The organism is Curtobacterium sp. MCSS17_005 (assembly GCF_003234225.2).
Lineage (GTDB): Bacteria > Actinomycetota > Actinomycetes > Actinomycetales > Microbacteriaceae > Curtobacterium > Curtobacterium flaccumfaciens.
On the sequence record NZ_CP126258.1, the window covers coordinates 3,575,741 to 3,602,397 of the forward strand.

The following is a 26,657-nucleotide window of genomic DNA, read 5'->3' on the forward strand; positions in this document are numbered from 1 at the left end:
GATCAGATGTCGTCGACGGAGGACGACTCGAACCGCGAGGAGATGTTGATGCCCAGCTCCTCCGCAGCGCGGAAGACCTCGTCATCGTTGTCGCGCAGGCTGACCGCCTGGCCGTCGGCCGAGAGGACCTCGACGTTCAGGCAGAGCGACTGCATCTCCTTCATGAGGACCTTGAAGGACTCGGGGATGCCGGGTTCCTGGATGTTCTCGCCCTTGACGATCGCCTCGTAGACCTTCACGCGGCCGAGGATGTCGTCGGACTTGATCGTCAGGAGCTCCTGGAGGGCGTAGGCGGCGCCGTACGCTTCGAGCGCCCACACCTCCATCTCACCGAATCGCTGTCCACCGAACTGCGCCTTACCACCCAGCGGCTGCTGCGTGATCATCGAGTACGGACCGGTCGAACGCGCGTGGATCTTGTCGTCGACCAGGTGGTGCAGCTTGAGGATGTACATGTAGCCGACCGAGACGGGCTCCGGGAACGGCTCGCCGGAGCGGCCGTCGAAGAGCTGCGCCTTGCCGGACGAGCCGATCAGGCGCTCGCCGTCGCGGTTCGGGAGGGTCGAGTCGAGGAGGCCCTCGATCTCGCGCTCGTACGCACCGTCGAACACCGGGGTGGCGACCTTGGTGCCGGGCTCGGCGCTGTGCGCTGCCTCCGGCAGGTTCTCGGCCCAGTCCTGGATGCCCTCGACGTTCCAGCCCTGCTTGGCGAGCCACCCGAGGTGGATCTCGAGCACCTGGCCGAAGTTCATGCGGCCGGGGACGCCGAGCGGGTTGAGGACGATGTCGACGGGGGTGCCGTCGGCGAGGAACGGCATGTCCTCGACCGGGAGGATGGTCGAGATGACGCCCTTGTTGCCGTGACGACCGGCGAGCTTGTCACCCGCGGTGATCTTGCGCTTCTGGGCGATGTAGACGACCACGCGCTGGTTGACACCAGAGCCGAGTTCGTCGTCACCGTCCTGCGAGTCGAACACCTTGACGCCGATGATCGTGCCCTCTTCACCGTGGGGCACCTTGAGCGAGGTGTCGCGGACTTCGCGCGACTTCTCGTTGAAGATGGCACGGAGCAGACGCTCCTCGGCGCTCAGCTCGGTCTCGCCCTTCGGCGTGACCTTGCCGACGAGGATGTCGCCGGGGCGGACCTCGGCACCGATGCGGATGATGCCGCGCTCGTCGAGGTCGGCCAGCAGGTCCGGGCTGACGTTGGGGAGGTCACGGGTGATCTCCTCCTTGCCGAGCTTGGTGTCGCGGGCGTCGACCTCGTACTCCTCGATGTGGATCGAGGAGAGCGTGTCGTCCTTGATGAGGTTCTGCGACAGGATCATCGCGTCCTCGTAGTTGTAGCCCTCCCACGGCATGAACGCGACGAGGAGGTTCTTGCCGAGCGCGAGCTCGCCGTTCTCCGTCGCGGGACCGTCGGCGATGACCTCGCCCTGCTCCACGCGCTCGCCTGCGGAGACGATGACGCGGTGGTTGTAGCTCGTGCCCTGGTTGGAGCGGTCGAACTTGCGCAGGTAGTAGGTCTGCGTGCCGCCCTCGTCGAGCTGCAGGGTGACGGCGTCGGCCGAGACCTCGGAGACGACACCGGCCTTGTCGGCGGTGACGACGTCGCCGGCGTCGATGGCCGTGTAGCCCTCCATACCGGTACCGACGAGCGGCGACTCGGAACGGAGCAGCGGGACGGCCTGACGCTGCATGTTCGCACCCATGAGGGCGCGGTTCGCGTCGTCGTGCTCGAGGAACGGGATGAGCGACGTCGCGACCGACACCATCTGGCGCGGGGAGACGTCCATGTAGTCGACCTCGTCCTTGGCGACGAGTTCGACCTCGCCACCCTTCTTGCGGACGAGCACCTTGTCGTCGGCGAAGTGGAAGTCGTTCGTCAGCGGGGCGTTGGCCTGCGCGACGACGAAGTCGTCCTCTTCCGAAGCGGTGAGGTAGTCGATGGTCTTCGTGACCTCGCCGTTGACGACGCGACGGTACGGGGTCTCGATGAAGCCGAAGGAGTTGATCCGACCGAAGGACGCGAGCGAACCGATCAGGCCGATGTTCGGGCCTTCCGGGGTCTCGATCGGGCACATGCGGCCGTAGTGCGACGGGTGGACGTCACGGACCTCGACGCCGGCACGCTCACGGGACAGACCACCCGGGCCGAGGGCCGAGAGACGACGCTTGTGCGTCAGGCCCGCGAGCGGGTTGTTCTGGTCCATGAACTGCGACAGCTGGGACGTTCCGAAGAACTCCTTGATCGCGGCGACGACCGGACGCACGTTGATGAGCGTCTGGGGCGTGATCGCCTCGATGTCCTGCGTGGTCATGCGCTCGCGGACGACGCGCTCCATGCGGGACAGACCCGTGCGGACCTGGTTCTGGATGAGCTCGCCGACGGCGCGGATGCGACGGTTGCCGAAGTGGTCGATGTCGTCCACGTCGAGGCGCAGCTGCACCGGCTCGCCGTCACGGACGCCGTCGATCGTGGTGCGCTCAGCGTGCAGCGACACCAGGTACTTAATCGTCGCGACGATGTCCTTGACGGTGAGCACCGAGTCGGACAGCGGGGCGTCCATGCCGAGCTTGCGGTTGACCTTGTAGCGGCCGACCTTCGCCAGGTCGTAGCGCTTCGGGTTGAAGTAGAAGTTGTCGAGGAGCGCACGCGCGGCCTCGGCAGCGACCTGCTCGCCCGGGCGGAGCTTGCGGTAGATGTCCTTGAGCGCCTCTTCCTTCGTGAGGACGGCGTCCTTCTCGAGGGTCGACTCGATCGACGCGAAGCCCTGGAACTCGTCCATGATCTCTTCGCTCGTCAGGCCGAGGGCCTTGAGGAAGACGGTCACGGACTGCTTGCGCTTGCGGTCGATGCGCACGCCCACCTGGTCGCGCTTGTCGATCTCGAACTCGAGCCAGGCACCACGCGACGGGATGATCCGCGCCGAGTAGATGTCCTTGTCGGAGGTCTTCTCCTGCTGGCGCTCGAAGTACACGCCGGGCGAACGGACGAGCTGCGACACGACGACGCGCTCGGTGCCGTTGATGATGAACGTTCCGCGCTCGGTCATGAGCGGGAAGTCGCCCATGAAGACCGTCTGCGTCTTGATCTCACCCGTCATGTGGTTCATGAACTCGGCGTTGACGTACAGCGGAGCGGCGTAGGTCTTGCCGCGCTCCTTGCAGTCGTCGATCGAGTACTTCGGGTCTTCGAGCTCCGGCGCGGTGAACGAGAGCTGCATGGTCTCGCCGAGGTCCTCGATCGGGGAGATCTCCTCGAAGATCTCCTCGAGCCCCGAGTGCAGCGCGAGGTCGGTACGACCCTGCTCCTGCCCTTCGGCGAGGCGGGCCTTCCAGACGTCGTTGCCGACGAGCCAGTCGAAGCTCTCCGTCTGGAGTGCGAGCAGATCAGGAACCGTGAGGGTGTCCGTGATCTTGGCGAACGAGAGTCGCGAGTGGTTGCGACCGTTCTTGGGACCGTTCTTGGGGTTGGTGGATGCGTTGGGCGCAGCAGCCAAGGGTGTGACCTCCGGTAGGCCCCGTCGGGCCGACACTGACGAGCAGTGTGTAGGTGAGTGGATTGATCGCTCGGCGAACCCTGAGATGCAAGCCCTGCGACCACGCCGACGCGTGCCTTGACGCGGAACGTCGGTGCACGTGTGGGATGATCTCCGTGAGCGGTACCCGCCGCCATATACGGGTCCGGCTGCACCAGGGCGAGATGAGTTTCTGTCTCAGAACTCTGCGTCGACCGCAATATGACGACACGGATGCCAGGGAGCGCGAACTGTCATCATAGTTCGCTCCGTGGCGCGCTGTCCAGTCCCGGCTTGACCGGATTCGGCAGTGGCGTGTATAAGCCGCCACATGCCGCTTCCATTCCCGTGCTCAGCCGGGCCCCTGCTCAGCCGAGGTCCCTGCTCAGCCGGGACCCTGCTCAGCCGAGACGCTCGCGCTCGACGCGATCCGCGCCTCCCGGCCCGCCCGGCAGTCCGGCCAGCGCACGGAACGCGTCCTCCGGTCGACGCGTGCGGACGAACGTCACCCGGCCCCGGTCGTCCGTGAGCTCGATCCCGAGCCCCGGCGTGAGGATGAGCGCACGCACGCCGCGACGGATCCGCAGGCCGACACCGCCGTAGGTGGCCGCGTCCGCCTCGACCAGGCGGACGTCGGTGATCCGCCGGCGCGGGATGCGCCGCGGCGGGAGTGGACGGAAGTGCAGGGTCACGTGCTGCTCGGTGACGGTGAACCCGGCACGCGCGAGCAGGAGCAGCGTCCCGAGGGCGACGGCGAGCAGGGCCGGCACCAGCAGGGCGACCTCCGGTGCGTCCCCGGGCCAGCCGAGCACGGCGGCGGACAGGCCGGCGCCGCCGACGAGCAGCGCCGTGCCGACGACCCGCATCCAGGTGGGCGCCGTCTCGCGGTCCGCGTGGAACGGCCGGGAGGCACGGGAAGCGCGGGACGGTCGGGAGGCCCGGATCACCCGGGTGGGTCGGGTGCCGGCCCGGCGGGTGTCCGGGGTGGTGGAACGAGCGGTGGGCACGCTCATGGTGTCGGCGGTCATGACGGCGGTCTCCTGCGGCGGATCAGCAGTGGTGCACTCGTCATCGGGTGCGGTGCGTTCGACGGCCAGCGCGCGCGGGTGGCCGGAGGGGTGGCGCGCAGCAGCACGCCGACGACGCGCACGCTCGAGCGGTGGGGGCGCTCACGGGCACGTCGTGGTCACGGTGTCCGGGCGGACGCGTGGTGTGTGGGGCACACACGCATCGACGCTCTGGCGTCGTGACGACAGGCGTCAACGGTACGCAACGAGTCTTGGCGTCCGCTGGTTGTCCATGTGTACGCATTCACGTGTCCTCAGCGCGTCGCCCGGGGACCACGGGGTGCTGCGGACGGTCAGCGCAGGACGCGGGCGACGGCCTCGGCGCGGGTGCGGACCCCGAGCTTCGCGAACACCTGGTTCACGTACGACTTCACGGTGGGGACCGTCAGGAACAGCTCGGCGGCGATCTGCGGGTTCGTCCGGCCGTCCGCGATCCGCTCGAGGACGTCCACTTCGCGCGGGGTGAGTTCCGGGAACCGCGCACCGAGCGACGGACCGGGATCGGGTGACGCAGGCGCAGCGGAACCAGCAGCGACACCGGCACCGGCACCAGCACCACCGGCGAGGCGCGCCACGAGCCGCGCCCCCACGGTCGCGTCGAAGGTCGACTGCCCGGCGGCCACCGCCCGCACCGCGGTCGCGATCTCCGCCCGTCCGGCGTCCTTCGTCAGGTAGCCGCGAGCTCCCGCCCGCAGCGCGGTGACGATGGAGTCGTCGTCGGCGTAGGTCGTCAGCACCAGGACCGCGACCCCGGGGTGCTCGGCGACGATCCGCGCGGTGGCGGTCGGTCCGTCGACCCCCGGCATCCGCAGGTCCATCAGGACGACGTCGGGCACGTGCCGGTCGACGGCGGCGATCGCCTCGGCACCGTCGGCCGCCTGCCCGACGACCTGCAGGTCGGGCACGAGCGACAGCACCGTCACCAGGCCGTCGCGGACGATGGCCTGGTCGTCGACCACGAGAACCCGGATCGTCACGAGCGGTCGTCCTCGGCGGCGACCGCAGCGTCCGCGTTCTCCCCGGTCTCCGCATCGACCGAACCGTCGACGGGCAGGTGCATGGCGACGACGAACTCGTCGTCGGAACGCTCGGCCTCCACCGTGGCCTCGCTGCCGAGTTCCGCGAACCGTTCGCGCATCCCGAGCACCCCCTGCCCGCCGCTCGGCAGCGGGTTGGCCACGACGACGTCCACGGCGTCGCCGTCCCGGATCACGGACAGGGACACGGGGCGGCCGGGAGCGTGCCTGCGGGCGTTGCTGAGGGCCTCCCGGACGACCTGGACCACGGCGGCACGGTGGGCGTCGTCGAGGACCGCGAGGGTCGCGTCGCCCTGCACGACGACCTCGCCGCCGAACGAGCGGTGCGCGTCGAGCAGGGCCGTCAGGCCCGACGTGTGGTCGGCGGACGGACTGGAGGCACGGGTCGGCTCCGGCTGGCCGGGCTGCGGTTCGTCGCGGAGCGCGTGCACCGCACGCCGCGCCTCGGCCAGGCCGTCCGCGGCCAGCGCGCGGGCCTCGCCGGCTCGGCGGGTGGCCTCGTCGACGCGGCCGGCCTCGAGCAGGGCCTCGACCGCGTCGAGCTGCAGCACCAGGCCGCCGAGCGAGTGGGCGAGGACGTCGTGGATGTCCCGGGACGCCCGCGACCGGTCGGCGAGGAGCCGTGCGCGCTGCTGCTGCCGCTCGGTCTCGCGGGCCTGCGCCGTCGTGATCCGGACCTGCCGACGACCGAAGCCGACGAGCACGCCGAGCAGCAGCCCGCCGCTCACGCCGAGGACGAACTGCACCGACGTCTGCTCGAGCGTCGCGGTGACGGCCACCACCACGACGGCGGCGAGCGCGGCGACCGTGGCCGTCCAGACCGGCAGACGCAGGTCCGCGCCGAGGACGACGAGCCCGACGATCACCGGGACCACCAGGAGCGAGTCGGTCGGCACCACGGCGAGCGATCCGGCGGCGATCATCAGGCCGGCCGCGGCGACGAGGACGCGGGGCGTGCGTGCCCCTTCGCGGACGGCCCAGGCGGCGAGCGCCACCGCCCCGACGGCCCAGACCCACGCGGGGTGGTGGAGCAGGAGGCCGTTCCGGACGAACCAGAAGGCCACCACGGCGATCCCGACGGCGTTGAGTCCCCAGGAGAGCACCGAGCGGGACCGGACCCCGGCGGGGTCGGTCCGGTCCGGGTCGGTCGGCAGGCTCACCGCACCATCATGCCGCGGCGGGCGGCCTCCGACCGGTCGCCGCCGCGGGGGATGCGCTGGTCGACGACCAGGGCACGGGCGGCACGGTTCAGGGCGAGCACGAGCAGGATCGTGCCGGTCGACGTGAGCAGGTGCGCACCGAGGTGGCCGCCGAGGACGTCGAGCCCGATGCGGGCGGCGATCAGGACGATCCAGAGCGCGGCACCGAGCCACCCGGTGCGGGACTGCAGGGTGCTGCCCTTCGCGTCCGGCGTCGTGACGGTGCGGAACCGGGTCATGGCCCCCATCGCGAGGCCGACGCCGACGGTGAGCAGGGCCTCGAGGCCGAGGAACACGACGTCGGTGGTGGTGACGGTCGTCGTGGTCTGTGCGAGGACGACCACGCCGACGATCGCCATGACGAGCGGCCCCCGCCAGATGCGTGCCGGGTCGAGGGACCGCCAGGTCGCCTGCCGGTACGCCAGGAGGCCGACGAGGGCGAGGCCGATGAGCACGTTCGCGAGGAGCTGGACCGACATGGTGTGCCTTTCGAGGTGGTCCGGCGGAGTGTTCCGACCGGTGACATCAGCCTCGTTCCGGGCGCTCCGCGGGCACACCAACCAGGGGTGGGGACGCGGGTGGTGATCGCGGTGGTGTTCCATTGACGGCATGGCTGATGCGTTCGACGGGTTCCGGATCGGTGCGGGGTACTCGGTGGTGGAGCCGGACCGGCACCGACCGGGGTCCTTCACCCTGGTGGTGGACGGCACCCCGCAGTCACACGTGGACCTCGAGGACCCGACCCACCTGGCGTTCGAGTACATCCGGCGGATCGGGCACGCGATCGACCTGCTGCCGGACGGCCCGATCACGGCACTGCACCTGGGCGCCGGCGCCCTCACCCTGCCCCGCTACGTCGCGGTGACCCGTCCGGGTTCGCGGCAGCAGGTGATCGAGCTCGAGCGCGACCTGGTCGAGCACGTACGCGAGGCCCTGCCGTTCCCCCGCGGCGCCTCGATCCGGGTGCGGTACGGCGACGCCCGGGAGGTCCTCGGCAAGCTGCCCGCCGGACTCAGCGGCACGGTGGACCTGGCGGTGGTGGACGTCTTCGGTGGTTCGCAGATCCCCGCCCACGTGACGAGCGTCGAGTTCTACCGCGAGGTCGCCGCGTTCCTGTCGCCGACGGGCATCGTCGCGGTGAACGTGGCCGACGGCGCCGGGTTGGCCTTCGCCCGCGGCCAGGCGTCGACGCTGCAGTCGGTGCTGCCGTCGGTCGCCGCGGTCGCGGACACCGGCATGCTCAAGGGCCGGCGGTTCGGGAACATCGTGCTGCTCGGGTCGCCGACCGACCTGCCGGTGGCGGACATGCCGAGGCGGTACTCGTCCGACCCGATGCCGGCGAAGGTCGTGCACGGTGCGGAGCTCAAGGCGTTCATCGCCGGGGCGCCGATCGTCACCGACCAGACGGCGGTCGCGTCGCCGGAGCCGAACCGGAGCGTGTTCGGGGGCTGACGACCGCACGGGGCGTTGCCGGGGACGGACTTCGGGCACTCGGCGGGTCCGGCTGTCAGGATGGTCTGAACGACCGCGCAGGTGCGCGACCGAGCGATGGGAACCCTGATGACGAACGACGACCGGAACGACCAGGACCGGACGGGCGACGGCCAGGCGCCGCGCTGGGGCGACGCCCCGCAGCAGCAGCCCGACGCCGAGGCCCCGCGGTACGGCGAGCGGGTGGACCCGGCGCCGACCTCGACCCCGCAGTACGGCGAGCAGTACGGGCAGGGCCAGCAGCAGTACGGGCAGCAGTCGGGGCAGGGCCAGCAGCAGTACGGGCAGCCGTCGAGCACGCCGAGCTGGAACGACCAGCAGCGCCACGACCAGCACCACGACCAGCAGCCGTACGCCGCCGCGCCCGCGCACGCAGGTGCCCCGGCCTGGCAGAGCCACGACGAGCCGAAGCCCAAGAAGAAGAAGACCGTCGGCATCATCGCCTTCGTGCTCGGCCTGCTCGCACTCGTGCTCGGCGTCATCGGCGGCTACATCATGGGTTCGGCCATCAGCAACAGCGGCGCGCTGAGCGACCTGCTGCAGAACGGATCGACGACGGTCACCCCCGAGATGCAGAACGAGATCATGAGCGACCCGGCCGTCCGGTCGCAGTTCATGGGCGGCATCGCGGTGGCCGGTGTGGCCGCCGTCCTCGGTCTCTGGGCGCTCGTGCAGGGGATCATCGCGGCCGTGACCAAGCGCGGTCGCGGCTGGGGCATCTTCGCGATCATCCTGGCCGTCGTCGCCACCATCGCGACGATCGTGACGTACATCGGCGTCGCCGCGGCTTCGGCCATGGGATCCGCTTCCTGATCAACCGCTCGACCGAACGGCCCGTCGCGCTTCGGCACGGCGGGCCGTTCGTCGTCCCGGGGGTACGTGCGGACGGCCGCACCCGCGCAACCTGAGCGCGTCGCACCGACCGCTCCCGGGAGACCGCGGCTACCCTCGAACCGATGTCCCTCCCGCCCGACGACCGCCAGCAGCCCGACCTGTCCGACCGTTCCCGCGAACCGCGCCACGCGGCTCCCGTGACGGCCGGAGTCAGCCCGGGCAGCACCTTCGCGCCCATCAGCCTGCGACCCGCGGTCGACGTCGACGCCGTGCACCAGCGGCTCCGTGACCTCGGCCAGAGCCGCAGCACCGACGCCCTCGCCGAACGGGCCGAGCTCCTCCGCCTGCTCGGTCGTCTGGACGAGTCGCTCGTCATCGCGGAAGAGGTGTTCCGCCTCGCCATGTTCACCGGGGAGCGCCAGGACAAGGTCGCCGCGCGGATCCGTCGTGCGCACGTCCTGCACGACCTCGGGCGGCACGACCGCGCCGCCACCGAGGCCGCCATGGCCCGCGACACCGCCGCCACCGAGGAGTGGCCCGAACTCGAGGGCGCCGCAGCCGAGATCGAGGGCTGGTCGCTGTTCGAGAACGACCGCTTCGACGAGGCCCGCGCCGCCCTGTCGCGGGCGTACCAGGCCTTCCGGCAGGCGGGGGCGCCGTCCGAGCGCACCGACGCGCTGCGCACCGCGGTCGAGGCCGCCATGCGGGCCTCGATCACCAACCCGGCGGAGCCGTCCGACAAGCCACGGACCGCCCGCGAGGTCGCCGCCCGCCGTGCCGAGGACGAGGAACCCACCACCCGCGTCGCCGAGCCGGTGAAGCAGGTCCCGCCGATCCGCCGCCGCGTGCTCGGTGCGCCCGACGCCGCACGGACCGAGGCCGACGACATCTGGGGCCGGATCGCGGCCCGGGCAGCGAAGAAGGGCCAGGCCGACCCGCGCGCCGAGCAGTGACCGCGCTCGAGACCGTCCGGCTCCGCGCCGAAGCGCTCATCGCCGAACACCTCGGTGCCGGCACGTGGGCGTTCGGCTTCGACCACGCCAAGACCCGCGCCGGGCAGTGCGACTTCGCGCGGAAGCGGATCACGGTGAGCCGTCACCTGGCCGCCCGGTTCTCCGACGACGACGTCGAGCAGGTCCTGCTGCACGAGGTCGCGCACGCACTCGCCGGCGCCCGGGCGGCACACGGACCGAAGTGGAAGCGCACGGCCGCGGCGATCGGGTACACCGGCTCCCGGCTGCACGACGGGCCGATCGCAAGCGAACTCGCCCCCTGGATCGGCACCTGCCCCGCGGGGCACGAGCACTTCCGGTACCGCACGCCCACCCGCCCCCTGGCCTGCGCCCGCTGTTCCCGACGGTTCGACGCCCGGAACGTCATCACGTGGCGGCGCCGGGCCGCGGACGACGACGCGGCCACGATGGCGTCGACTACCGCATGAGGGTCCCGACGCACGGAGGCGCGCCGGTAACCCGTTAGCCTGGGCGGATGCACACGGGGCAGCACATCCGCACGGACGCCGGTTCCTCCTGGTTCTTCGACGCCGGACGGATCGCGCTCGACTTCGCGCACACGGGTGGCTTCGCCGACGACCCCGCCGGACGCCGACCGCGGTCGCAGCTCGGGGAGCTGCTCGCGAGTCCGGCCGACCTGGACGAGTGGCTCAGCGAGCACACCGAGCCGATCGACGTCGGCGCCAGCGCCCGCGAGCTGCAGGACGCCCGGGCCCTGCGTGCCGCGATCGCCCAGCTCGCCGTGTCCGCCGCCCCCGCGCCGGCGAGCACCGCCGCGGAACGCACCGCCGTGGCAGCGGGCCTGCGTGCCGGAGCCGGGCGCACGCGCCCCGCGCCCGACGACATCGACACCGTCAACCTGTTCGCCGCCCTGCCGGACGTGCCCCCGAGCCTCCCGGGTGGCCGACGCCGTGCCGGAGCCAACCGGGTCCGCCTGGCGCAGGCCCTGTCGAGCGTCGCGCGCGACGCCGTCGCGCTCTTCACCGAGGTCGGCTTCGACGACGTCGAGGCGGACGGCCGGCCGACGCGGCTGAGCCGGTGCTCGGCCGAGGACTGCGGTCTGGTGTTCTACGACTCGTCGCGCGGTGGGACCCGGCGCTGGTGCTCGATGCAGCGATGCGGCAACCGGGCGAAGGTCCGGGCGCACCGCGCTCGCCGCGCCGCGGAGTGACCACGAGCTGAGCCCGGAGTGGCCGCGTCCGCCGCGTGATGCGAACGGTGTCGGGTCGCGAGCGGTCAGGACACCCCGCGCACCTCCGCCGAGCGGTCACCAACCGTCGCCCGACGGCGTCGCAACCGTCAGGTTGCGGCCACCCGACGCGAAGCAAGCGACGAGTCGCGACCAACCGAATGGCCAGTAGGCCCGTGGCGGCGCCGCCACGGGCCTCCCGTCCGCCTTCCGCGAGCGGTCACGACACCCCGCTCACCCCCGCCGAGCGGTCACCAACCGTCGCCCGACGGCGTCCGAGCCGACGGGTCCTGACCACCCGACACACGCACGCGCGAGTGGCGCGCGGCAACCACCGCGACACGACGAAGAAAAAGATTCGGGACCCCGAATTCTCTGGCAGGATCGGTGCATGACCGACACTGCCAGCCCCCGGCTCGACGAGCACCCAACCGGTGCCCCGCGTCGCCGCGCAGCCGGGCTCACCCTGCTCGGACCGGCGTTCGTCGCGGCCATCGCGTACGTCGACCCGGGCAACGTCGCCGCCAACCTGACCGCCGGCGCCGAGTACGGGTACCTGCTGCTCTGGGTGCTCGTGGCCGCGAACGCCAGCGCCGTGGTGGTGCAGTACCTGTCCGCCAAGCTCGGGGTGGTGACGGGCAAGTCGTTGCCCGAGCACCTCGGCCTGCGGATGCGGCGCACCCCGCGCCTGCTGTTCTGGGGCCAGGCCGAGATCGTCGCCGCCGCGACCGACATCGCCGAGGTCATCGGCGGCGCGCTGGCGCTCTACCTGCTCTTCGACCTGCCGCTCGTGGTCGGCGGGATCATCACCGGGCTCGTCTCGATGCTCCTGCTGACCCTGCACAGCCGCCGGGGCACGCGCTTGTTCGAGACCGTGGTGACGGCGATGCTCGCGATCCTGACGGTGGGCTTCTGCGCCGGGCTGCTGTTCGCCCAGGTGTCACCGACCGACCTGGTCGCCGGGCTCGTGCCGCGGTTCGAGGGCGCCGGGTCGGTGCTGCTGGCGGCCTCGATGCTCGGCGCGACGGTGATGCCGCACGCGGTGTACCTGCACTCGGCGCTCGCCCGGGACCGCCACGGGGACGTCCCCGCCGGGCCGGAGCGTCGCCGGGTGCTCGTCGCGACCCGGTGGGACGTCGGGCTCGCGTTGATCGTCGCGGGTGGGGTGAACGTCGCGATGCTCGTCCTCGCCGCGGCCACCCTGCCGGGCGTCGAGGGTACCGACTCCATCCCCGGTGCGCAGCGCGCCATCGCCGAGAACGTCGGCCCGGTCGTCGGGGTGCTCTTCGCCGTGGGCCTGCTCGCGTCCGGCCTGGCCTCGACCTCGGTGGGCTGCATGGCCGGCGCGGAGATCATGAAGGGCCTGCTGCACGTGCGGATCCCGCTCGTGGCCCGGCGTGCGATCACCCTGGTGCCCGCGATCGTGCTGCTCGCGCTGAACGCCGACGCGACGATGCTGCTCGTCGTCAGTCAGGTGGTGCTGAGCTTCGGGATCGCCTTCGCGATCGTGCCTCTGGTGGTCTACACGTCGCGACGGAGCGTGATGGGGACCGACGTGAACGCCGCGACCACCCGCGTGGTGGCGTGGGTGATCGCGGCGGTCATCGTGGCGCTCAACGTCGCACTGGTCGTGCTCACCCTGACCGGCTGAGACACGGCCGGTCAGGGTGGCGGGCGGTCGTCAGTCGACGACCTGGACGTCCTTCCAGAACGCGACGTAACCCGAGTAGTCCTTGCCGACGCGGTCGAACGACGACGGGATCGGCGTCGGGTACGACCACGCGCGGTCCTGCAGCGCCTGTCCGTCGACGTTGACCGTGAAGTACTGGGTGTCGCCCTTCCACGGGCAGTGGTACTGGGTGGGGCTCTCGGTGAAGAGCTCGGTCTTCACGCTCGACGGCGGGAAGTACCAGTTGCCCTCGATCTTGATGAGGTCCTCTTCGGGGGCCTCCGCGATCACCGTGTCGTCGACGACTGCCTTCATGGCGTTGCTCCTTCGCTCGCTGCTTCCGTGACGGGGGGAACGCTACGCGCGCTCCCCCGATTCCCGCAGGACGGGCAGGTCGGGGCCCGCGGCGAGCGCCGCGTGCACGTCGTCACGGCTCAGGACGGCGGCTCCCTCGGACGCGCTGACCAGGTGCTTCACGGCACGGCGCAGCCCCGTGTACGCCGCGCAGGCAGCAGCCGCCTCGGGTGAGGTGTGGTCGATGCCGACCTCGGTGAGCGCGTCGACGACGGCTCCGGCGGCGAGCAGGTCCTCGACGGCGAAGTCGGGTGCGTCGGCGACGTCGACGGACTCACCCGCGGCCTCGGCCGCGTCGTCGAGGGCTGCGGTGTGGTGCAGCCCGGCGGCCACGATCGCGACGACGCACCGGTCACCGCGCGCGGCCTGGAGGCCCGTCACGCGTTCCGCGACCGCCGCCGCGTTGCCGAGGTGGCCGAGCACGACCTCCGGACCCTGCGGCAGTTGGGCGGTCACGTTCCGCAGCGCGCGCCGCTGTGCTGCGGCGTCGGGGGTCGGCGGCAGGGCGTCGACCCAGACGAGCAGGTGGGTGCCGTGGGCGATCCGTGCCGCACCTCCGGGACCCCACGCGAACCGGACCTGGTACTTCTCCTGGGTGCGTTCTGCCACGTCCGTCACGATAGCCGCCCGGGCGATGCTGTCCCTCTCCACAGGGTCGCCGTCCGACCGGGTTCCACCAGGGTCGGCGACCCTAGGATGCATGTCCATGGAGATCGCCCCCGTACCCACCCTGACCGGCGACCGTGTGACGCTCGAGCCCCTCGGGCAGGAGCACGCGGAGGACCTGCGGGCGGCGGTCGCGGACGGCGATCTGTGGCGCACCTGGTACACCTCGGTGCCCGCCCCGGCACAGGTCGAGGCCGAGATCGACCGGCGGCTCGCCGAGCACGAGGCCGGCCGCATGGTGCCCTTCGCCGTGCGGGACCGTCCGACGGGCCGGGTGGTGGGTGCGACGACCTTCATGAACATCGACGCGGGCAACCGTCACGTCGAGATCGGCAGCACGTTCCTGGCCAGGTCCGCGCAGCGATCGGGGATCAACACCGAGTCGAAGCTGCTCATGCTCTCCCACGCGTTCGAGGCGTGGCAGTGCATCGCGGTCGAGTTCCGCACGCACTGGCACAACCTGCAGTCCCGAGCGGCCATCGCGGGCCTCGGCGCCAAGCAGGACGGCGTGCTCCGGAACCACGCGATCGGCCGTGATGGCACGCTGCGCGACACCGTGGTGTTCTCGGTCATCGCGTCGGAGTGGCCGGCCGTGCGGCTCTCGCTGGCCGAGCGGCTCCGGCGCCACGACCGCGCCGAGGGGTCCCGCCGTCGGTCGGCCCGGCACGCCTGAGGCGTCTCGCCGGCGTCGTCTCGCCTGCGTCGTCTCGCACAAGGCGCCGTCGCCCACCGGCCACCGCGCACCGTCCAGCGCGCGGGCGTAGCGTCACCGCCATGCACGTCGGCCTCAGGATCGTCCTCGACGCGCCGGTCGAGGCCGTGCGCGATGCCCTGCTGTCACCGTCCGTCATGGTGGCGGTGACGAAGCCGTTCCTGGCGTACCGCTCGCGTGATCCCCAGGGGTTCCCGGAGCGCTGGGAGCCGGGGCACCCGCACCCGATCACCGCGGACGCCTTCGGGCTGGTGCCGAGCGGCGACACGCACGTCGACCTCGACCTGTACGAGGTCGAGGGGGTCCCCGTGCAGCGCGACAACGGCGGCGGCACGTCCGGGTTGTTCGGGCGGATGACGATGTCGCACCGGATGGCCGTCGTCCCCGCACCGGGAGGCCGGACCCTGCTGCTCGACCGCCTGACCTACCGGATGCGGCCGGCCGTCCTCGGGCTCGCCCTGTGGCCCGGCATGTGGGTCATCTGGCAGTGGCGGGCGTTCCGGATGCGCGCCCTCGCGCCCACCTGGCGGACCGACGGCGAGTGACGCGACGCGGGTCGGGCCTCCCGTCCACCGCGGAGCGGGCGTAGCCTCGACCACGTGAGCCAGACGCGCCCCCAGGAGCCGACGACCGACGACCGCGTGCGCAGCACGCTGGCGACGACGGATTGGCGGCGGATGACGTTCGACCTGTACCGCCGCGTCCGCGCCACCCCGGACCCCCAGACGGCGCACGCGCTCTGGCGCGAGACCCGTGACGCGATGTTCGCGGAGCACCCGGCGTCGCCGCTGCTCGACGAGGACGCCCGCGACTTCGAGTCCCTGCCGGTACCGGACTACGACCCGGCGTGGCGGTTCCAGGTCCGCATCGAGGCCACGGAGCCCGCCGAGTTCGACTTCGAGACCGGCACCGACGGTGTCGTCCACTTCGACCGGCTCGGCCTGGTGCGGGTCCCCGGTGTCGGCACCCTCGACGTCTGGAAGCACGGCGGCTACGCGGGCGGGGTGTTCGTCCCGGTCAAGGACGCCAGCGCCGGCAAGGCCCGCGGCACCTACGGCGGCGGACGCTACCTGCTCGACACCATCAAGGGCTCGGACCTGGGCGGCGACGACCTCGGGTCGCTCGTGCTCGACTTCAACTTCGCCTACAACCCGTCGTGCGCGTACGACCCGGCGTGGGCGTGCCCGCTCGCGCCTCCGGGCAACACCGTGCCGGTCCCGATCCCCGTCGGCGAGCAGTACGACTTCTAGGGTGGAACGCATGACAGGACTCGTCGCCCTCGACGCCGGTGGCCGCGTGCCGCCGTTCGAGCAGGTCCGATCGCAGATCGCCGCACAGATCACCGCCGGGTACCTGGTGGACGGCGAACGGCTGCCGAGCGTGCGTGGGCTGGCGGACGAGCTCGGGCTCGCCGCCGGCACCGTCGCGAAGGCCTACCAGCTGCTCGAGGAGGCCGGGCTCGTGCACACCGCACGAGGCGCCGGCACTCGGGTGGTGCGGCCGGCAGCGGTGCCGGACGCCGTGGCCGAGGCCGCTCGTGCCCTGGCCGCGGCGGCGCGATCGGCGGGGCTGTCGGCGGACCAGGCGGCCACCGCGTTGCGCGAGGCCTGGCCGGCGTAGCGGGCGCGGGTGGTGCGAGCGCTCAGCAGTGCTCGTACACGTACGCGTCGTCCTTCGGGGTCACCAGGTCGCGGTCGCGCAGGATCGTCATGGCCGGACGGCTCTTCAGCCCGCACACCGACCTCCACGAGCGCTCGAGGGTGTCCGAGTACTCCACGTCGATGACCCGCTTGCCGTAGGCCTTCGTGTACGCGGCGCACTCCCGGTACTGCACGCACTCCTCGGCGACGACGAAGTCGAACCCGGTCTGCTTCCGGCCGGACGCCCCGAGCTGCGGCGTGTTCTTCTGCCCGACGGCCAAGCCGTGCCGGTGCCCCTTGGCGACGAGCGACTTCGCGAGCGCCAGGTTGCCGGCACGGGTGAGCCGCTTGCCGCTCCGGGTCCACGAGTCGAGGTTGTCGAACTCCACCGCGTCGAACCCGCGGTCACCGCAGCGGGCGACGGTCTTCGCGAGCACCTTCGTGATCAGGGCACGCTTGGCCGCGGTCCGGGTGTCCAGGAGCATCTCGTCCGGCCACCCCGGGTCCGAGACCGGCTTGCCCGCGCGGTCGCGGAGGATCGCCGACGGGTACGACTTCTTCCACGTGCGGGCGGCCTCGGGCTGCGTCTGGAACCCGTTGACGTAGCAGATGTTGTACTTGCCCTTCGCCGGGCGGTCAGTGCTGTCGCGCTCGACGATCCTCACGCCGGAGGGCGGTGTGTACCCGCCGCCGAGCTGGTAGTCCACGCGGCCCGAGGTCGGCAGGTTGCGGTAGCTCCCGGCCGCGCTGGTCGTGGCGGCCTCGGCGCAGCCAGCCGTGCCGAGGACGGCCACCAGGGCCATCGCGGTGGTCAACAGGACGGATCGCATGCGCACCCCGGAATCCTCGCACGCGCAGGGCGAACGACCCCGCCCTCGCTGTTCCGGGGATGTGCACGCTATGCTGGTCGTACTCGAGGCGCCGATCGCCTCGTGCGTCGTACGGACGCCCCGAACTCCCGACCACCTGTCTCCGGACTCTGGTCGATGATCGAGCACCTCACGAAGGTGCCCAGGCTTCTCTGCTGCGGCGACTGCGCCAGCCACATCCGTTGGCGTGCATCCCGCCCGCGCGCTGCCTCAGAGCGCGCCCACAGCCGGACTGCTCCGGCTCGAAAGGTCACCATGACCACCGAAGACATCCGTTTCTCCGACCTCGGCGTCCCCGCGCCGATGGTCTCCGTCCTCGCCGACCAGGGCAAGGACATGGCGTTCCCCATCCAGGCGGACACCCTCCCGGACTCCCTGCAGGGCAAGGACGTCCTCGGCCGCGGCCGCACCGGCTCCGGCAAGACCATCGCGTTCGCGATCCCGCTCGTCGCCCGCCTCGCCGCCAGCGGCCGCAAGCGCCGCGCCGGCCGCCCCCGCGCCCTGGTGCTCGCACCGACCCGTGAGCTCGCGACGCAGATCGACGTCGCCCTCGCCCCGCTCGCCAAGGCCATGGGCCTCAACACCACGACCATCTTCGGTGGCGTCGGTCAGGGTCGTCAGGTCGACGCCCTGCGCGGCGGCGTCGACGTCGTGGTCGCCTGCCCGGGTCGCCTCGCCGACCTGATGCAGCAGGGCCACGTGAACCTGGGCGACATCGAGGTCACCGTCCTCGACGAGGCCGACCACATGGCCGACATGGGCTTCCTGCCCGGCGTCACCAAGATCATGCAGGCGACGCCCGAGAACGGGCAGCGACTGCTGTTCTCCGCCACGCTCGACAACGGCGTGGACAAGCTCGTCAAGAAGTTCCTGCACAACCCGGTCATGCACTCCGTCGACGAGGCGAACAGCCCCGTCGAGGCGATGACCCACCACCTGTTCGAGGTCGCCGACGCCGACGCGAAGAAGCACCTCGTGAGCGCCCTTGCCTCGGGCAACGGTCGCCGCATCCTCTTCATGCGCACGAAGCACCACGCCAAGCGCCTCGCCAAGCAGCTCAGCAGCCAGGGGATCCCGGCCGTCGACCTGCAGGGCAACCTGTCGCAGGGCGCCCGTGAGCGCAACCTCGCGAAGTTCTCCTCCGGTGAGGCCCTCGTGCTCGTCGCCACCGACGTCGCCGCCCGCGGTGTGCACGTCGACAACGTCGAGCTCGTCGTGCACGTCGACCCGCCCACCGAGCACAAGGCGTACCTGCACCGCTCGGGCCGCACGGCGCGTGCCGGTTCGTCCGGTGACGTCGTCACGGTGACGATGCCCGCCGAGCGTCGCGACGTCGCGCAGATGATGCGTGCAGCCGCGATCAAGGTCACCCCCCAGCACGTCACGGCCACCTCCCCGGCCGTCACCGCGCTCGTCGGCGAGGTCGCTCCGATCCGCCACGTGGCCGAGGAACAGCCCACCCAGCAGCGTCAGCCCAAGCAGCGCTCGGCCGAGTCCGCCGGTGACGGTGGCGGTCGTCGCCGTGGTCGCGGCGGTCGGTCGGGAGGCGCGGCGCAGCCCGCGCGCTCCGGCTCGGCTGGCGAGTCCGCCGGTTCGGCCGCGGGCCGTCAGGGCCGTCCGGCCCGTGGCGCACGTTCCGAGGGCGCCGGGCGCCCCGGTGCCGCAGCCGCCGGTTCGACCGGTGGTCGCCGCAGCGGCGGCAACCGTCGCTCGGGCAGCAGCGACGTCGTGCGCGGCGGCTCGTCGGCCGTCTGGTCGTCCGAGGGCGGCTACGCCGCTGGTCGGTCCGGCAACGAGTCGGGCGGCAACCGTCGTGGTGGCTCGCGCCGCGCCTCCCGTCCGGCCGGCGCTGCCGACCGCCACTGACCTGCGCGCTTGACCCGCGCGGTCTGAGTCGCTCGGCCTGACCCCGTCGGTCTGAGCCCACAAGACACCGGTGTTCACGTTTCGAACCCCCGCATCCCGGGGTGTGATCCGTGAACACCGGTGTTTTGCGTCCGGGCACGGGCGAACCTTGGCGGGGGCTGGGGGTGGGGTACTCCGTCGGGCGTACGGTCTCACTCACCGGATGCCGCGCAAGCGGCTGACGGGGAACACGTCCGCTTCTGGAAGGAGTGCCTATGGCTGGCATCGATGACATCAAGAACGCCGCTGAGAAGGCGGCAGGCAAGGTCAAGGAAGCCACCGGCAACGCGACCGGTAACGACCGGCTGAAGGCCGAAGGCCAGACCGACCAGGGCAAGGCCTCGGCGAAGCAGGGTGTCACCGACGTCAAGGACGCCGCGCACGGCGTCGCCGACAGCTTCAAGGACGACAAGCACTAAGCCGGTTCGCGACCGCGCTGCGAAGCCCCCGGATCCGATCGGATCCAGGGGCTTCGTCGTGCGCGGGCTTCGTCGTGCGCAGGGCGCGGACGCCCCGGTCGGGCTAGTGCAGGGCGCCGACCGATGCCAGGCCGGCGCGGAGCAGTGCCCCGCGTCCGCCTTCCATCTCGTCGGCGACGGCGTCGGACGCGGCTTCCATCGGGCTCATCCACGTGAGCTCGAGGGCGTCCTGCCGGGGCTCGCACGTGCCGGTGACGGGAACGACGTACGCCAGCGAGATCGCGTGCTGCCGCTCGTCGGTGTACACCGAGGCACCGGGCAGCGGGAAGTACTCGGCCACGGTGAACGGCGTCGGGCTCGAGGGCAGCTGCGGGAACGCCATCGGCCCGAGGTCCTTCTCGAGGTGGCGGAACAGCGCGGTACGGATCGACTCGCCGAACATCACCCGGCCGGACACCAGGGTGCGGGCGATCGAACCGCTCGGGGAGACACGCAGCAGCACGCCGACCTCGGTCACGACGCCGAGACCGTCGGTGCGGACGGGGACCGCCTCGACGTAGCAGATCGGCAGACGACGGCGGACGTTCGCGAGCTCCTCGTCGGACAGCCAGCCGGAGTCGGGATCGGGGGTGCGCAGCGAGGACATGCACCGTGTCTACCAGGGACGGCGGCGAGTTCGGCGGAAGGCGCGGGAGTTGGGGATGGTTAGCGTTGTCCACATGATCGATGCGGACCTGGTGCAGTGGACCCGGAGCACCTCGGACCGGCGGGGCACACCCCTGCTCGTGGCGATGCACGGGGTGGGGTCGAACGAGCACGATCTCCTCGGCCTCGCCCCCGCGCTGCCGCCCGCGTGGACGGTCGCGTCGCTCCGGGCGCCGATGCCGTGGGGGCCCGGCTTCAGCTGGTACCCGCTCGGCACGCCCGGCTCCCCCGCGCCCGAGGCGGTGGACGCCGCGGCCGTCGAGGTGCTCGACTGGATCGACTCCGTCGCCGTCGACCACCCACGGATCGGGCTGCTCGGGTTCTCGCAGGGCGGCTCGATGGCGCTCCAGCTCCTGCGCGCCCGGCCCGCGGCGTTCGCGTTCGCGGTGTCGCTGTCGGGCTTCGTCGTGCCGGGCGTCACGGACTCGCGCGACGAGGCCGTGTCGGCCGTGCGGCCGCGGGTGTTCCTCGGGCACGGCGACCTCGACCCGGTGATCCCGCCCGAGGCCACCGCCCGGACGCAGGCGTGGGCCGCAGCGCACACCGACGTGACCGACCGTGCCTACGCGGGCCTGCCGCACGCCGTGTCGACGGCGGAGCTGGCGGACGTGGCGGCCTTCGTCGACGAGGGGTAGCGCTGCGGAGCGCGCTTCGTGAGCACGAATGGTCGGGTCCGACGTGCGGACCCGACCGTTGCTGCTCACGATGTGCGGACGGACTGGAGGCCCGGTGCCAGCTGGCACCGGGCCTCCTGTCCGTCAGTCGGCGAGGATCTGGAGCAGGTCCTTGCGGAGCTGGTCCACCTTGGCCGTGGCGGCCTTGGCCTGTTCCTCGGTCGCGGTGCTGCGGTACATCTGCAGGACGCCCATGGTCTTCCGCAGCGCCTCGAAGAACTCGCGCTGGGCGTCCGGGATGCCCGGGGCCCCGTCGAGTGCCGCAGCGATCTCGTCGGCCTTGGCCTCGGTCTCGGCCTTGCCGGCATCGGTGAGCTCGAAGAGCGTCTTGCGACCGTCGCCCGACGAGACCACGAGGTCTTCGTCGACGAGCTGCTGGAGCGTCGGGTAGACCGAGCCGGGGCTCGGCTTCCAGGCGCCGCCGGTGCGCTCGGCGATGGTCTTGATCACGGCGTACCCGTTCTGCGGGCCCTCGGCCAGCAGACCGAGGATCGCGAGACGGACGTCACCGCGGCGACGGCGTTCGCGGCCGAAGCCGGGGCCGCCGAAACCGGGGCCGAAGCCCATGCCCGGGCCGAAGCCGGGGCCGAACCCGCGGCCACCGAAGCCGCGGCCGCCGTGGTCGTGGTCGCCGCGGTCACGGCCGGGGAAGCCGGCGCCGTGGTGCTGCCGCGCGCCGCCGAAGCGGGGGCCGCGCGGGCCGAACCCGCGCTGGTCGCGGGGGGACGTGTTGTTGTCGTCGTCATACGAGGGGCGCATGAGGAGTCCTTTCATCGTGCTGAGTCGGCTCGCGACCGGTCTGACCTGATCGTCTTCGTCGTATCGCGATGTGTTTACGATAGATCGGTAACTATCGCTCTGTCAAGGGGTACGCACGCTCGGCCTGCTGTCGGTGGTGGCGGGCAGGATGGGACGGACCATGACGGACGTCTTCGAGCGCTTCTCCCCCGCGACCACCGAGTGGTTCCGCGGCGCCTTCGACGCACCGACGCCGGCACAGGCCGGGGCGTGGGACGCCATCTCGACCGGGCAACACGCACTCGTGATCGCCCCGACCGGCTCCGGCAAGACCCTGGCGTCGTTCCTGTGGTCGATCGACCGGCTCATCAGCGCGACGGACCGCCCGCCGGCGAAGCAGCGCACGCGGGTGCTCTACGTCTCGCCGCTCAAGGCCCTCGGCGTCGACGTCGAGCGCAACCTGCGGAGCCCGCTCGTCGGCATCACCCAGACCGCACGCCGCCTCGGCACGGAACCGCCGGACGTCACGGTCGGTGTGCGCAGCGGTGACACCCCGTCGTCCGACCGGCAGAAGCTCCTGCGCCAGCCGCCGGACATCCTCATCACCACGCCCGAGTCGCTGTACCTGATGCTCACCTCGCAGGCGCGCGAGACCCTGGTCAACGTCGACACCGTCATCGTGGACGAGGTCCACGCGGTCGCCTCGACCAAGCGCGGTGCACACCTGGCCGTGTCGCTCGAGCGCCTCGACGACCTGCTCGACAAGCCCGTGCAGCGCATCGGGTTGTCCGCGACCGTCCGCCCGCCGGAAGAGGTCGCGCGGTTCCTCGGCGGCCGTGCACCGGTGACGATCATCGCGCCGCCCGCGCAGAAGACCTTCGACCTGCGGGTCGTCGTGCCCGTCGACGACATGACCGAGCTCGGGGCGCCACCGGTCGGTGCGGACGCGTCCGAGTCGCCGACCAACGGGTCGATCTGGCCGCACGTCGAGGAACGTGTCGTCGACCTGATCGAGGAACACCGCTCGACCATCGTGTTCGCGAACTCGCGGCGGCTGGCCGAACGGCTGACGGCTCGACTGAACGAGATCCACGAGGAACGCGTGCTCGCCGCCGCCGGTGACGGCGTGCTGGTGCCGGCGGGGGCGTCCCCGGACGACGACGCCCTCCCTGTGACGCAGGGCCGTCCACAGTCACCGGCCCGCACCTCGGCGCACGCCGTCGCACCCCAGGGGACCAAGCGACCCCCGGCGCAGCTGATCGGCGGGTCCGGGCAGACGGGCGGCGGGGGCTCGGACGCCTCGGTCCCGGTGCTCGCCCGCGCACACCACGGCTCGGTGTCGAAGGACCAGCGGGCGATCATCGAGGACGACCTGAAGTCCGGTCGGCTGCGGTGCGTCGTCGCGACGAGTTCTCTCGAGCTCGGCATCGACATGGGCGAGGTCGACCTGGTCGTCCAGGTGGAAGCACCTCCCTCGGTCGCGAGCGGCCTGCAGCGCGTCGGTCGTGCCGGACACCAGGTGGGCGAGATCTCCCGCGGCGTGCTGTTCCCGAAGCACCGGGCCGACCTGGTCAACAGCGCGGTCACGGTCGAGCGGATGGTCACGGGCCAGATCGAGTCGATCTCGGTGCCGGCGAACCCGCTCGACGTCCTGGCGCAGCACACCGTGGCCGCCGGGGCGATCGACACCCTCGACGTCGAGCACTGGTTCGAGCTCGTGCGGCGGAGCGCCCCGTTCAGCGGCCTGCCCCGGTCGGCGTTCGAGGCGACGCTCGACCTGGTCACGGGCCGGTACCCGAGCGACGAGTTCGCCGAACTCCGGCCGCGGCTGGTCTGGGACCGCGTGCACGGCACCCTGACCGGGCGCCCCGGTGCGCAGCGACTCGCGGTGACGAGCGGCGGGACGATCCCCGACCGCGGCATGTTCGGCGTCTTCATGGTCGGCGAGAAGGCGTCCCGCGTCGGCGAACTCGACGAGGAGATGGTCTACGAGTCGCGCGTGGGCGACGTCTTCGCCCTCGGTGCGACGAGCTGGCGGATCGAGGAGATCACCCACGACCGCGTCGTCGTGAGCCCGGCGTTCGGGCAGCCCGGACGCGTGCCGTTCTGGAAGGGCGACGGCATCGGCCGGCCCGCCGAACTCGGCCGGGCGACCGGTGCGTTCGTGCGCGAGGTCGAGGGCGCGTCGGACGACGACGCCCGCGCCCGCGTCGCCGCCGGTGGACTGGACGAGCGCGCGATCACCAACCTGCTGACCTTCCTGCGCGACCAGCGCGCGGCCACCGGTCACGTGCCGAACGACACCACGCTCGTCATCGAGCGGTTCCGCGACGAGCTCGGGGACTGGCGGCTCATCCTGCACTCGCCCTACGGCATGCAGGTGCACGCACCGTGGGCCCTGGCCGTCGCCGCACGGCTGCGCGAACGGCACGGCATCGACGGTGACGCGATGGCGGCCGACGACGGCATCGTCGTCCGCATCCCGGAGACCGACGCCGAGCCGCCGGGTGCCGACCTGTTCGTGTTCGAGCGCGACGACCTCGAGGCCCTGGTCACCGACGAGGTCGGCGGCTCGGCGCTGTTCGCCGCGCGGTTCCGTGAGTGCGCGGCACGCGCCCTGCTGCTGCCCCGACGGAACCCCGGGCAGCGGTCGCCGCTCTGGCAGCAGCGGCAGCGGGCCTCGCAGCTGCTCGAGGTCGCGCAGAAGTACCCGACGTTCCCGATCGTGCTCGAGACCGTGCGCGAGGTGCTGCAGGACGTCTACGACGTGCCCGCGCTGCTCGGGATCGCCGACGACATCGCCGGACGCCGGATCCGCCTGGTCGAGACGGAGACCGAGCAGCCGTCGCCGTTCGCCCGGTCGATCCTGTTCGGGTACGTCGCGGCCTTCATGTACGAGGGGGACACCCCGCTCGCAGAACGCCGGGCAGCGGCCCTGTCGCTCGACTCGACCCTGCTCGGCGAGCTGCTCGGCCGTGCGGAGCTGCGCGAGCTGCTCGACCCGGCGGTCATCACCTCGGTGGAGCGCGACCTGCAGCGGCTGTCGCCGGACCGCCGTGCCCGTGACGCCGAGGGACTCGTGGACGTGCTGCGGCTCGTCGGCGCGCTCGACCTCGACGAAGCGGTCGACCGGAGCTGGCTCGCCGACACCGGCGACCGTCCAGCGGCCACCGCCGAACTGCGCAGCACGCTCCAGGTGTTGGAGCGGGACCGCCGAGTGCTGTCGTTCTCGCACGCCGGGGCGACGCGCTGGGCCGTGATCGAGGACGCCGCCCGTCTGCGCGACGCCCTCGGGGTCCCGCTGCCGATCGGTGTGCCCACGGCGTTCATCGAGCCCGTGGCCGATCCCCTCGGTGACCTGATCGGCCGCTACGCCCGGTCGCACGGGCCGTTCTCCGCGCAGGAGGCCGCCGGTCGCCTCGGGCTGGGCATCGCCGTCGTGCAGGACACCCTGCGCCGACTCGTCGCCGACCGCCGGGTGGTGGAGGGCGAGTTCCGCCCAGACCGCCAGGGGGCCGAGTGGTGCGACGCCGAGGTCCTGCGACGGATCCGCACGAAGTCCCTCGCAGCGCTGCGGCACGAGGTCGAACCGGTCTCACCGGACACCCTCGCCCGGTTCCTGCCCGCGTGGCAGCACGTGCAGACCCCGGGGACCCGCGGTGGGCTCCGCGGCGTCGACGGCGTCCTGCAGGTGATCGACCAGCTCGCCGGTGTCGCCCTGCCCGCCAGCGCCTGGGAGACCCTGGTGCTGCCGTCCCGTGTCACCGACTACTCGACGAGCATGCTCGACGAACTCACCGCCACCGGCGAGGTCCTGTGGTCCGGCGGGGGCACCCTGCCCGGCAACGACGGCTGGGTGCGGCTGCACCTGGCCGACACCGCGGCGACGACGCTCGCCGAGCCCTCCGGGGATGAGACGACCGAACTGCAGCGGGACGTGCTCGGCGCCCTGGCCGGCGGTGGCGCGTACTTCTTCCGGCAGCTCGGCCAGGCCGTGGGCAGCAGCGACGACCAGGCGCTCACCACCGCGCTGTGGGACCTGGTCTGGGCCGGGCAGATCACGAACGACACCTTCGCCCCGCTGCGCTCGATGCTCGGCGGCAAGGCGAAGAGCTCGAGTGCTCCGCGGGCTCGGGCCTATCGTGGCCGACGGCGTCCGACGATGCCGACGCAGTCCGGGCCGCCGTCCGTCGGGGGTCGCTGGTCGCTCCTGCCGCTGGCCGAGTCCGACTCGACCGTGCGGGCCGCGGCGACCGCCGAACAGCTGCTCGAACGCTACGGCGTCGTCACCCGCGGTGCCGTGCAGGTCGAAGGTGTCCGCGGCGGCTTCGCCGGGGTGTACCGGGTGCTCTCGCGGTTCGAGGAGTCCGGCCGGGCTCGTCGCGGGTACTTCGTCGAGGGGCTCGGCGCGGCTCAGTTCGCCACCGGCCCGACCGTCGACCGGCTGCGCACCTACGCCCGCGAACTCGGCGACGACGAGCGGGACGACCCGGACCGCAAGCGCGAGGCGCTCACACTCGCCGCGACCGACCCGGCGAGCCCGTTCGGGGCCTCGTTGCCGTGGCCGACGGGCGACGCCGACCCCGTTCTCGTGGTCGACGACGGCGGAGCCGCCCCGCCTGAGACCGCGGTCGGCAGCGGCGCGAAGACCGCTCGGGGCCACCGGCCTGGGCGCAAGGCGGGTGCCCTCGTCACGACCGTCGACGGCAAGCTCACCGTGTACGTGGAGCGCGGTGGCAAGTCGGTGCTGACCTTCACCGACGACGCCGCCGACCTCGCTGCCGCGGCCGCCTCGATCGCCGGCATCGTCCGGACCGGGCTGCGGAAGCTCTCGGTCGAGCGGGTCGACGGGGACTTCGTGCTCGAGACGCCGCTCGGCGGCGCGCTCCGGGCCGCGGGGTTCACGGCGACCCCGCAGGGGCTGCGGCTCCGTGTGTGAGGCGAGCCGCGCCTCC

At 72.0% G+C, this 26,657-nt stretch carries 23 protein-coding genes and 1 pseudogene; 14 read left to right on the forward strand and 10 right to left on the reverse strand.

The genetic code is table 11. The annotated features are described in order from the left end of the window. Window positions 1-2: 2 nt before the first annotated feature. The 5 genes from rpoB to DEJ20_RS17115 all read right to left on the reverse strand — a co-directional run bounded on the left by rpoB (window position 3) and on the right by DEJ20_RS17115 (window position 7,303). A complete protein-coding gene (rpoB, locus tag DEJ20_RS17095) occupies window positions 3-3,503 on the reverse strand; it encodes a DNA-directed RNA polymerase subunit beta (protein WP_111234626.1) in 3,501 nt (1,166 codons plus the stop codon). 419 nt (window positions 3,504-3,922) lie between these two features. Continuing rightward, a complete protein-coding gene (locus DEJ20_RS17100) occupies window positions 3,923-4,549 on the reverse strand; it encodes a hypothetical protein (RefSeq protein WP_111234625.1) in 627 nt (208 codons plus the stop codon). A gap of 332 nt (window positions 4,550-4,881) precedes the next feature. Continuing rightward, the gene (locus DEJ20_RS17105; RefSeq protein WP_111234624.1) at window positions 4,882-5,565 is read right to left on the reverse strand and encodes a response regulator transcription factor; all 684 of its coding nucleotides are present in this window, start codon (window positions 5,563-5,565) and stop codon (window positions 4,882-4,884) included. Then, complete coding sequence (locus DEJ20_RS17110; RefSeq protein ID WP_111234623.1) at window positions 5,562-6,785, reverse strand: sensor histidine kinase; 1,224 nt, start codon at window positions 6,783-6,785, stop codon at window positions 5,562-5,564. Before DEJ20_RS17110 ends, DEJ20_RS17105 begins: the two co-directional genes overlap by 4 nt. After that, window positions 6,782-7,303: a hypothetical protein gene (locus DEJ20_RS17115; RefSeq protein WP_111234622.1), complete on the reverse strand. Its 522-nt coding sequence runs from the start codon at window positions 7,301-7,303 to the stop codon at window positions 6,782-6,784. Before DEJ20_RS17115 ends, DEJ20_RS17110 begins: the two co-directional genes overlap by 4 nt. A 130-nt stretch (window positions 7,304-7,433) precedes the next feature. Between DEJ20_RS17115 and DEJ20_RS17120 the strand changes: the two genes are divergently transcribed. The 6 genes from DEJ20_RS17120 to DEJ20_RS17145 all read left to right on the forward strand — a co-directional run bounded on the left by DEJ20_RS17120 (window position 7,434) and on the right by DEJ20_RS17145 (window position 13,002). After that, on the forward strand, window positions 7,434-8,276 hold the full coding sequence (locus tag DEJ20_RS17120; protein WP_111234621.1) for a spermidine synthase: 843 nt from the start codon (window positions 7,434-7,436) through the stop codon (window positions 8,274-8,276). A gap of 108 nt (window positions 8,277-8,384) precedes the next feature. After that, on the forward strand, window positions 8,385-9,128 hold the full coding sequence (locus DEJ20_RS17125; protein WP_146245358.1) for a phage holin family protein: 744 nt from the start codon (window positions 8,385-8,387) through the stop codon (window positions 9,126-9,128). A gap of 143 nt (window positions 9,129-9,271) precedes the next feature. Then, complete coding sequence (locus tag DEJ20_RS17130) at window positions 9,272-10,102, forward strand: hypothetical protein (protein WP_071406181.1); 831 nt, start codon at window positions 9,272-9,274, stop codon at window positions 10,100-10,102. Then, window positions 10,099-10,590, forward strand: coding sequence for a SprT-like domain-containing protein (locus tag DEJ20_RS17135; RefSeq protein ID WP_111234619.1), 492 nt, complete (start codon window positions 10,099-10,101; stop codon window positions 10,588-10,590). The genes DEJ20_RS17130 and DEJ20_RS17135 overlap by 4 nt, the downstream gene beginning before the upstream one ends. Window positions 10,591-10,637: 47 nt before the next feature. Beyond that, window positions 10,638-11,333 (forward strand): CGNR zinc finger domain-containing protein, encoded by a 696-nt coding sequence (locus DEJ20_RS17140; protein ID WP_111234618.1) that lies wholly within the window; start codon window positions 10,638-10,640, stop codon window positions 11,331-11,333. Window positions 11,334-11,742: 409 nt separating this feature from the next. Further along, window positions 11,743-13,002: an Nramp family divalent metal transporter gene (locus tag DEJ20_RS17145; RefSeq protein WP_111234617.1), complete on the forward strand. Its 1,260-nt coding sequence runs from the start codon at window positions 11,743-11,745 to the stop codon at window positions 13,000-13,002. Window positions 13,003-13,032: 30 nt separating this feature from the next. Here the strand turns inward: DEJ20_RS17145 and DEJ20_RS17150 are convergent. After that, window positions 13,033-13,338 (reverse strand): annotated as a pseudogene (locus tag DEJ20_RS17150) (DUF427 domain-containing protein); the annotation flags it as partial. A gap of 39 nt (window positions 13,339-13,377) precedes the next feature. Further along, window positions 13,378-13,983 carry a 2-phosphosulfolactate phosphatase gene (locus tag DEJ20_RS17155; protein WP_250892951.1) on the reverse strand — a complete coding sequence of 202 codons (606 nt, stop codon included), beginning with the start codon at window positions 13,981-13,983 and terminating at the stop codon, window positions 13,378-13,380. A gap of 91 nt (window positions 13,984-14,074) precedes the next feature. Here DEJ20_RS17155 and DEJ20_RS17160 point away from each other — a divergent pair, with 91 nt between their 5' ends. The 4 genes from DEJ20_RS17160 (at window position 14,075) to DEJ20_RS17175 (ending at window position 16,372) form a co-directional block, all read left to right on the forward strand. Beyond that, window positions 14,075-14,713 carry a GNAT family N-acetyltransferase gene (locus tag DEJ20_RS17160; protein WP_111234615.1) on the forward strand — a complete coding sequence of 213 codons (639 nt, stop codon included), beginning with the start codon at window positions 14,075-14,077 and terminating at the stop codon, window positions 14,711-14,713. Between the two features lie 101 nt (window positions 14,714-14,814). Next, window positions 14,815-15,297 carry a hypothetical protein gene (locus DEJ20_RS17165; protein WP_111234614.1) on the forward strand — a complete coding sequence of 161 codons (483 nt, stop codon included), beginning with the start codon at window positions 14,815-14,817 and terminating at the stop codon, window positions 15,295-15,297. Window positions 15,298-15,429: 132 nt separating this feature from the next. Then, window positions 15,430-16,002 (forward strand): DUF1684 domain-containing protein, encoded by a 573-nt coding sequence (locus DEJ20_RS17170; RefSeq protein WP_051597091.1) that lies wholly within the window; start codon window positions 15,430-15,432, stop codon window positions 16,000-16,002. 10 nt (window positions 16,003-16,012) lie between these two features. Beyond that, window positions 16,013-16,372: a GntR family transcriptional regulator gene (locus DEJ20_RS17175; protein WP_258377095.1), complete on the forward strand. Its 360-nt coding sequence runs from the start codon at window positions 16,013-16,015 to the stop codon at window positions 16,370-16,372. A gap of 22 nt (window positions 16,373-16,394) precedes the next feature. On the opposite strand, the gene DEJ20_RS17180 is transcribed toward DEJ20_RS17175, so the two are convergent. After that, window positions 16,395-17,222 carry an endo alpha-1,4 polygalactosaminidase gene (locus DEJ20_RS17180; RefSeq protein ID WP_258377104.1) on the reverse strand — a complete coding sequence of 276 codons (828 nt, stop codon included), beginning with the start codon at window positions 17,220-17,222 and terminating at the stop codon, window positions 16,395-16,397. A 294-nt stretch (window positions 17,223-17,516) separates the two neighbouring features. Here DEJ20_RS17180 and DEJ20_RS17185 point away from each other — a divergent pair, with 294 nt between their 5' ends. Together DEJ20_RS17185 and DEJ20_RS17190 are read left to right on the forward strand one after the other, a co-directional pair. Further along, the gene (locus DEJ20_RS17185) at window positions 17,517-19,127 is read left to right on the forward strand and encodes a DEAD/DEAH box helicase (protein WP_111234611.1); all 1,611 of its coding nucleotides are present in this window, start codon (window positions 17,517-17,519) and stop codon (window positions 19,125-19,127) included. Window positions 19,128-19,381: 254 nt separating this feature from the next. Then, complete coding sequence (locus DEJ20_RS17190) at window positions 19,382-19,585, forward strand: CsbD family protein (RefSeq protein ID WP_111234610.1); 204 nt, start codon at window positions 19,382-19,384, stop codon at window positions 19,583-19,585. Between the two features lie 103 nt (window positions 19,586-19,688). On the opposite strand, the gene DEJ20_RS17195 is transcribed toward DEJ20_RS17190, so the two are convergent. After that, a complete protein-coding gene (locus DEJ20_RS17195; RefSeq protein WP_110859466.1) occupies window positions 19,689-20,231 on the reverse strand; it encodes an NUDIX hydrolase family protein in 543 nt (180 codons plus the stop codon). 73 nt (window positions 20,232-20,304) lie between these two features. Here DEJ20_RS17195 and DEJ20_RS17200 point away from each other — a divergent pair, with 73 nt between their 5' ends. After that, on the forward strand, window positions 20,305-20,925 hold the full coding sequence (locus tag DEJ20_RS17200) for an alpha/beta hydrolase (RefSeq protein WP_111234609.1): 621 nt from the start codon (window positions 20,305-20,307) through the stop codon (window positions 20,923-20,925). Between the two features lie 123 nt (window positions 20,926-21,048). On the opposite strand, the gene DEJ20_RS17205 is transcribed toward DEJ20_RS17200, so the two are convergent. Next, a complete protein-coding gene (locus DEJ20_RS17205; protein ID WP_111234608.1) occupies window positions 21,049-21,723 on the reverse strand; it encodes a PadR family transcriptional regulator in 675 nt (224 codons plus the stop codon). 160 nt (window positions 21,724-21,883) lie between these two features. On the opposite strand from DEJ20_RS17205, the gene DEJ20_RS17210 reads away from it, so the two are divergent. Then, window positions 21,884-26,641 carry an ATP-dependent helicase gene (locus tag DEJ20_RS17210; RefSeq protein ID WP_111234607.1) on the forward strand — a complete coding sequence of 1,586 codons (4,758 nt, stop codon included), beginning with the start codon at window positions 21,884-21,886 and terminating at the stop codon, window positions 26,639-26,641. Window positions 26,642-26,657: the final 16 nt, after the last annotated feature.

Bases quoted from the DNA above. Each gene is read 5' to 3' on its own strand.
- DEJ20_RS17130 (WP_071406181.1), top strand. From the start codon at position 9,272: ATGTCCCTCCCGCCCGACGACCGCCAGCAGCCCGACCTGTCCGACCGT.
- DEJ20_RS17190 (WP_111234610.1), top strand. From the start codon at position 19,382: ATGGCTGGCATCGATGACATCAAGAACGCCGCTGAGAAGGCGGCAGGC.
- DEJ20_RS17205 (WP_111234608.1), bottom strand. From the start codon at position 21,723: ATGCGCCCCTCGTATGACGACGACAACAACACGTCCCCCCGCGACCAG.
- DEJ20_RS17170 (WP_051597091.1), top strand. From the start codon at position 15,430: ATGACGTTCGACCTGTACCGCCGCGTCCGCGCCACCCCGGACCCCCAG.
- DEJ20_RS17100 (WP_111234625.1), bottom strand. From the start codon at position 4,549: ATGACCGCCGACACCATGAGCGTGCCCACCGCTCGTTCCACCACCCCG.
- DEJ20_RS17210 (WP_111234607.1), top strand. From the start codon at position 21,884: ATGACGGACGTCTTCGAGCGCTTCTCCCCCGCGACCACCGAGTGGTTC.
- DEJ20_RS17195 (WP_110859466.1), bottom strand. From the start codon at position 20,231: ATGTCCTCGCTGCGCACCCCCGATCCCGACTCCGGCTGGCTGTCCGAC.
- DEJ20_RS17200 (WP_111234609.1), top strand. From the start codon at position 20,305: ATGATCGATGCGGACCTGGTGCAGTGGACCCGGAGCACCTCGGACCGG.
- DEJ20_RS17175 (WP_258377095.1), top strand. From the start codon at position 16,013: ATGACAGGACTCGTCGCCCTCGACGCCGGTGGCCGCGTGCCGCCGTTC.
- DEJ20_RS17165 (WP_111234614.1), top strand. From the start codon at position 14,815: ATGCACGTCGGCCTCAGGATCGTCCTCGACGCGCCGGTCGAGGCCGTG.
- DEJ20_RS17145 (WP_111234617.1), top strand. From the start codon at position 11,743: ATGACCGACACTGCCAGCCCCCGGCTCGACGAGCACCCAACCGGTGCC.
- DEJ20_RS17125 (WP_146245358.1), top strand. From the start codon at position 8,385: ATGACGAACGACGACCGGAACGACCAGGACCGGACGGGCGACGGCCAG.
- DEJ20_RS17140 (WP_111234618.1), top strand. From the start codon at position 10,638: ATGCACACGGGGCAGCACATCCGCACGGACGCCGGTTCCTCCTGGTTC.
- DEJ20_RS17185 (WP_111234611.1), top strand. From the start codon at position 17,517: ATGACCACCGAAGACATCCGTTTCTCCGACCTCGGCGTCCCCGCGCCG.
- DEJ20_RS17115 (WP_111234622.1), bottom strand. From the start codon at position 7,303: ATGTCGGTCCAGCTCCTCGCGAACGTGCTCATCGGCCTCGCCCTCGTC.
- DEJ20_RS17160 (WP_111234615.1), top strand. From the start codon at position 14,075: ATGTCCATGGAGATCGCCCCCGTACCCACCCTGACCGGCGACCGTGTG.
- DEJ20_RS17180 (WP_258377104.1), bottom strand. From the start codon at position 17,222: ATGCGATCCGTCCTGTTGACCACCGCGATGGCCCTGGTGGCCGTCCTC.
- DEJ20_RS17120 (WP_111234621.1), top strand. From the start codon at position 7,434: ATGGCTGATGCGTTCGACGGGTTCCGGATCGGTGCGGGGTACTCGGTG.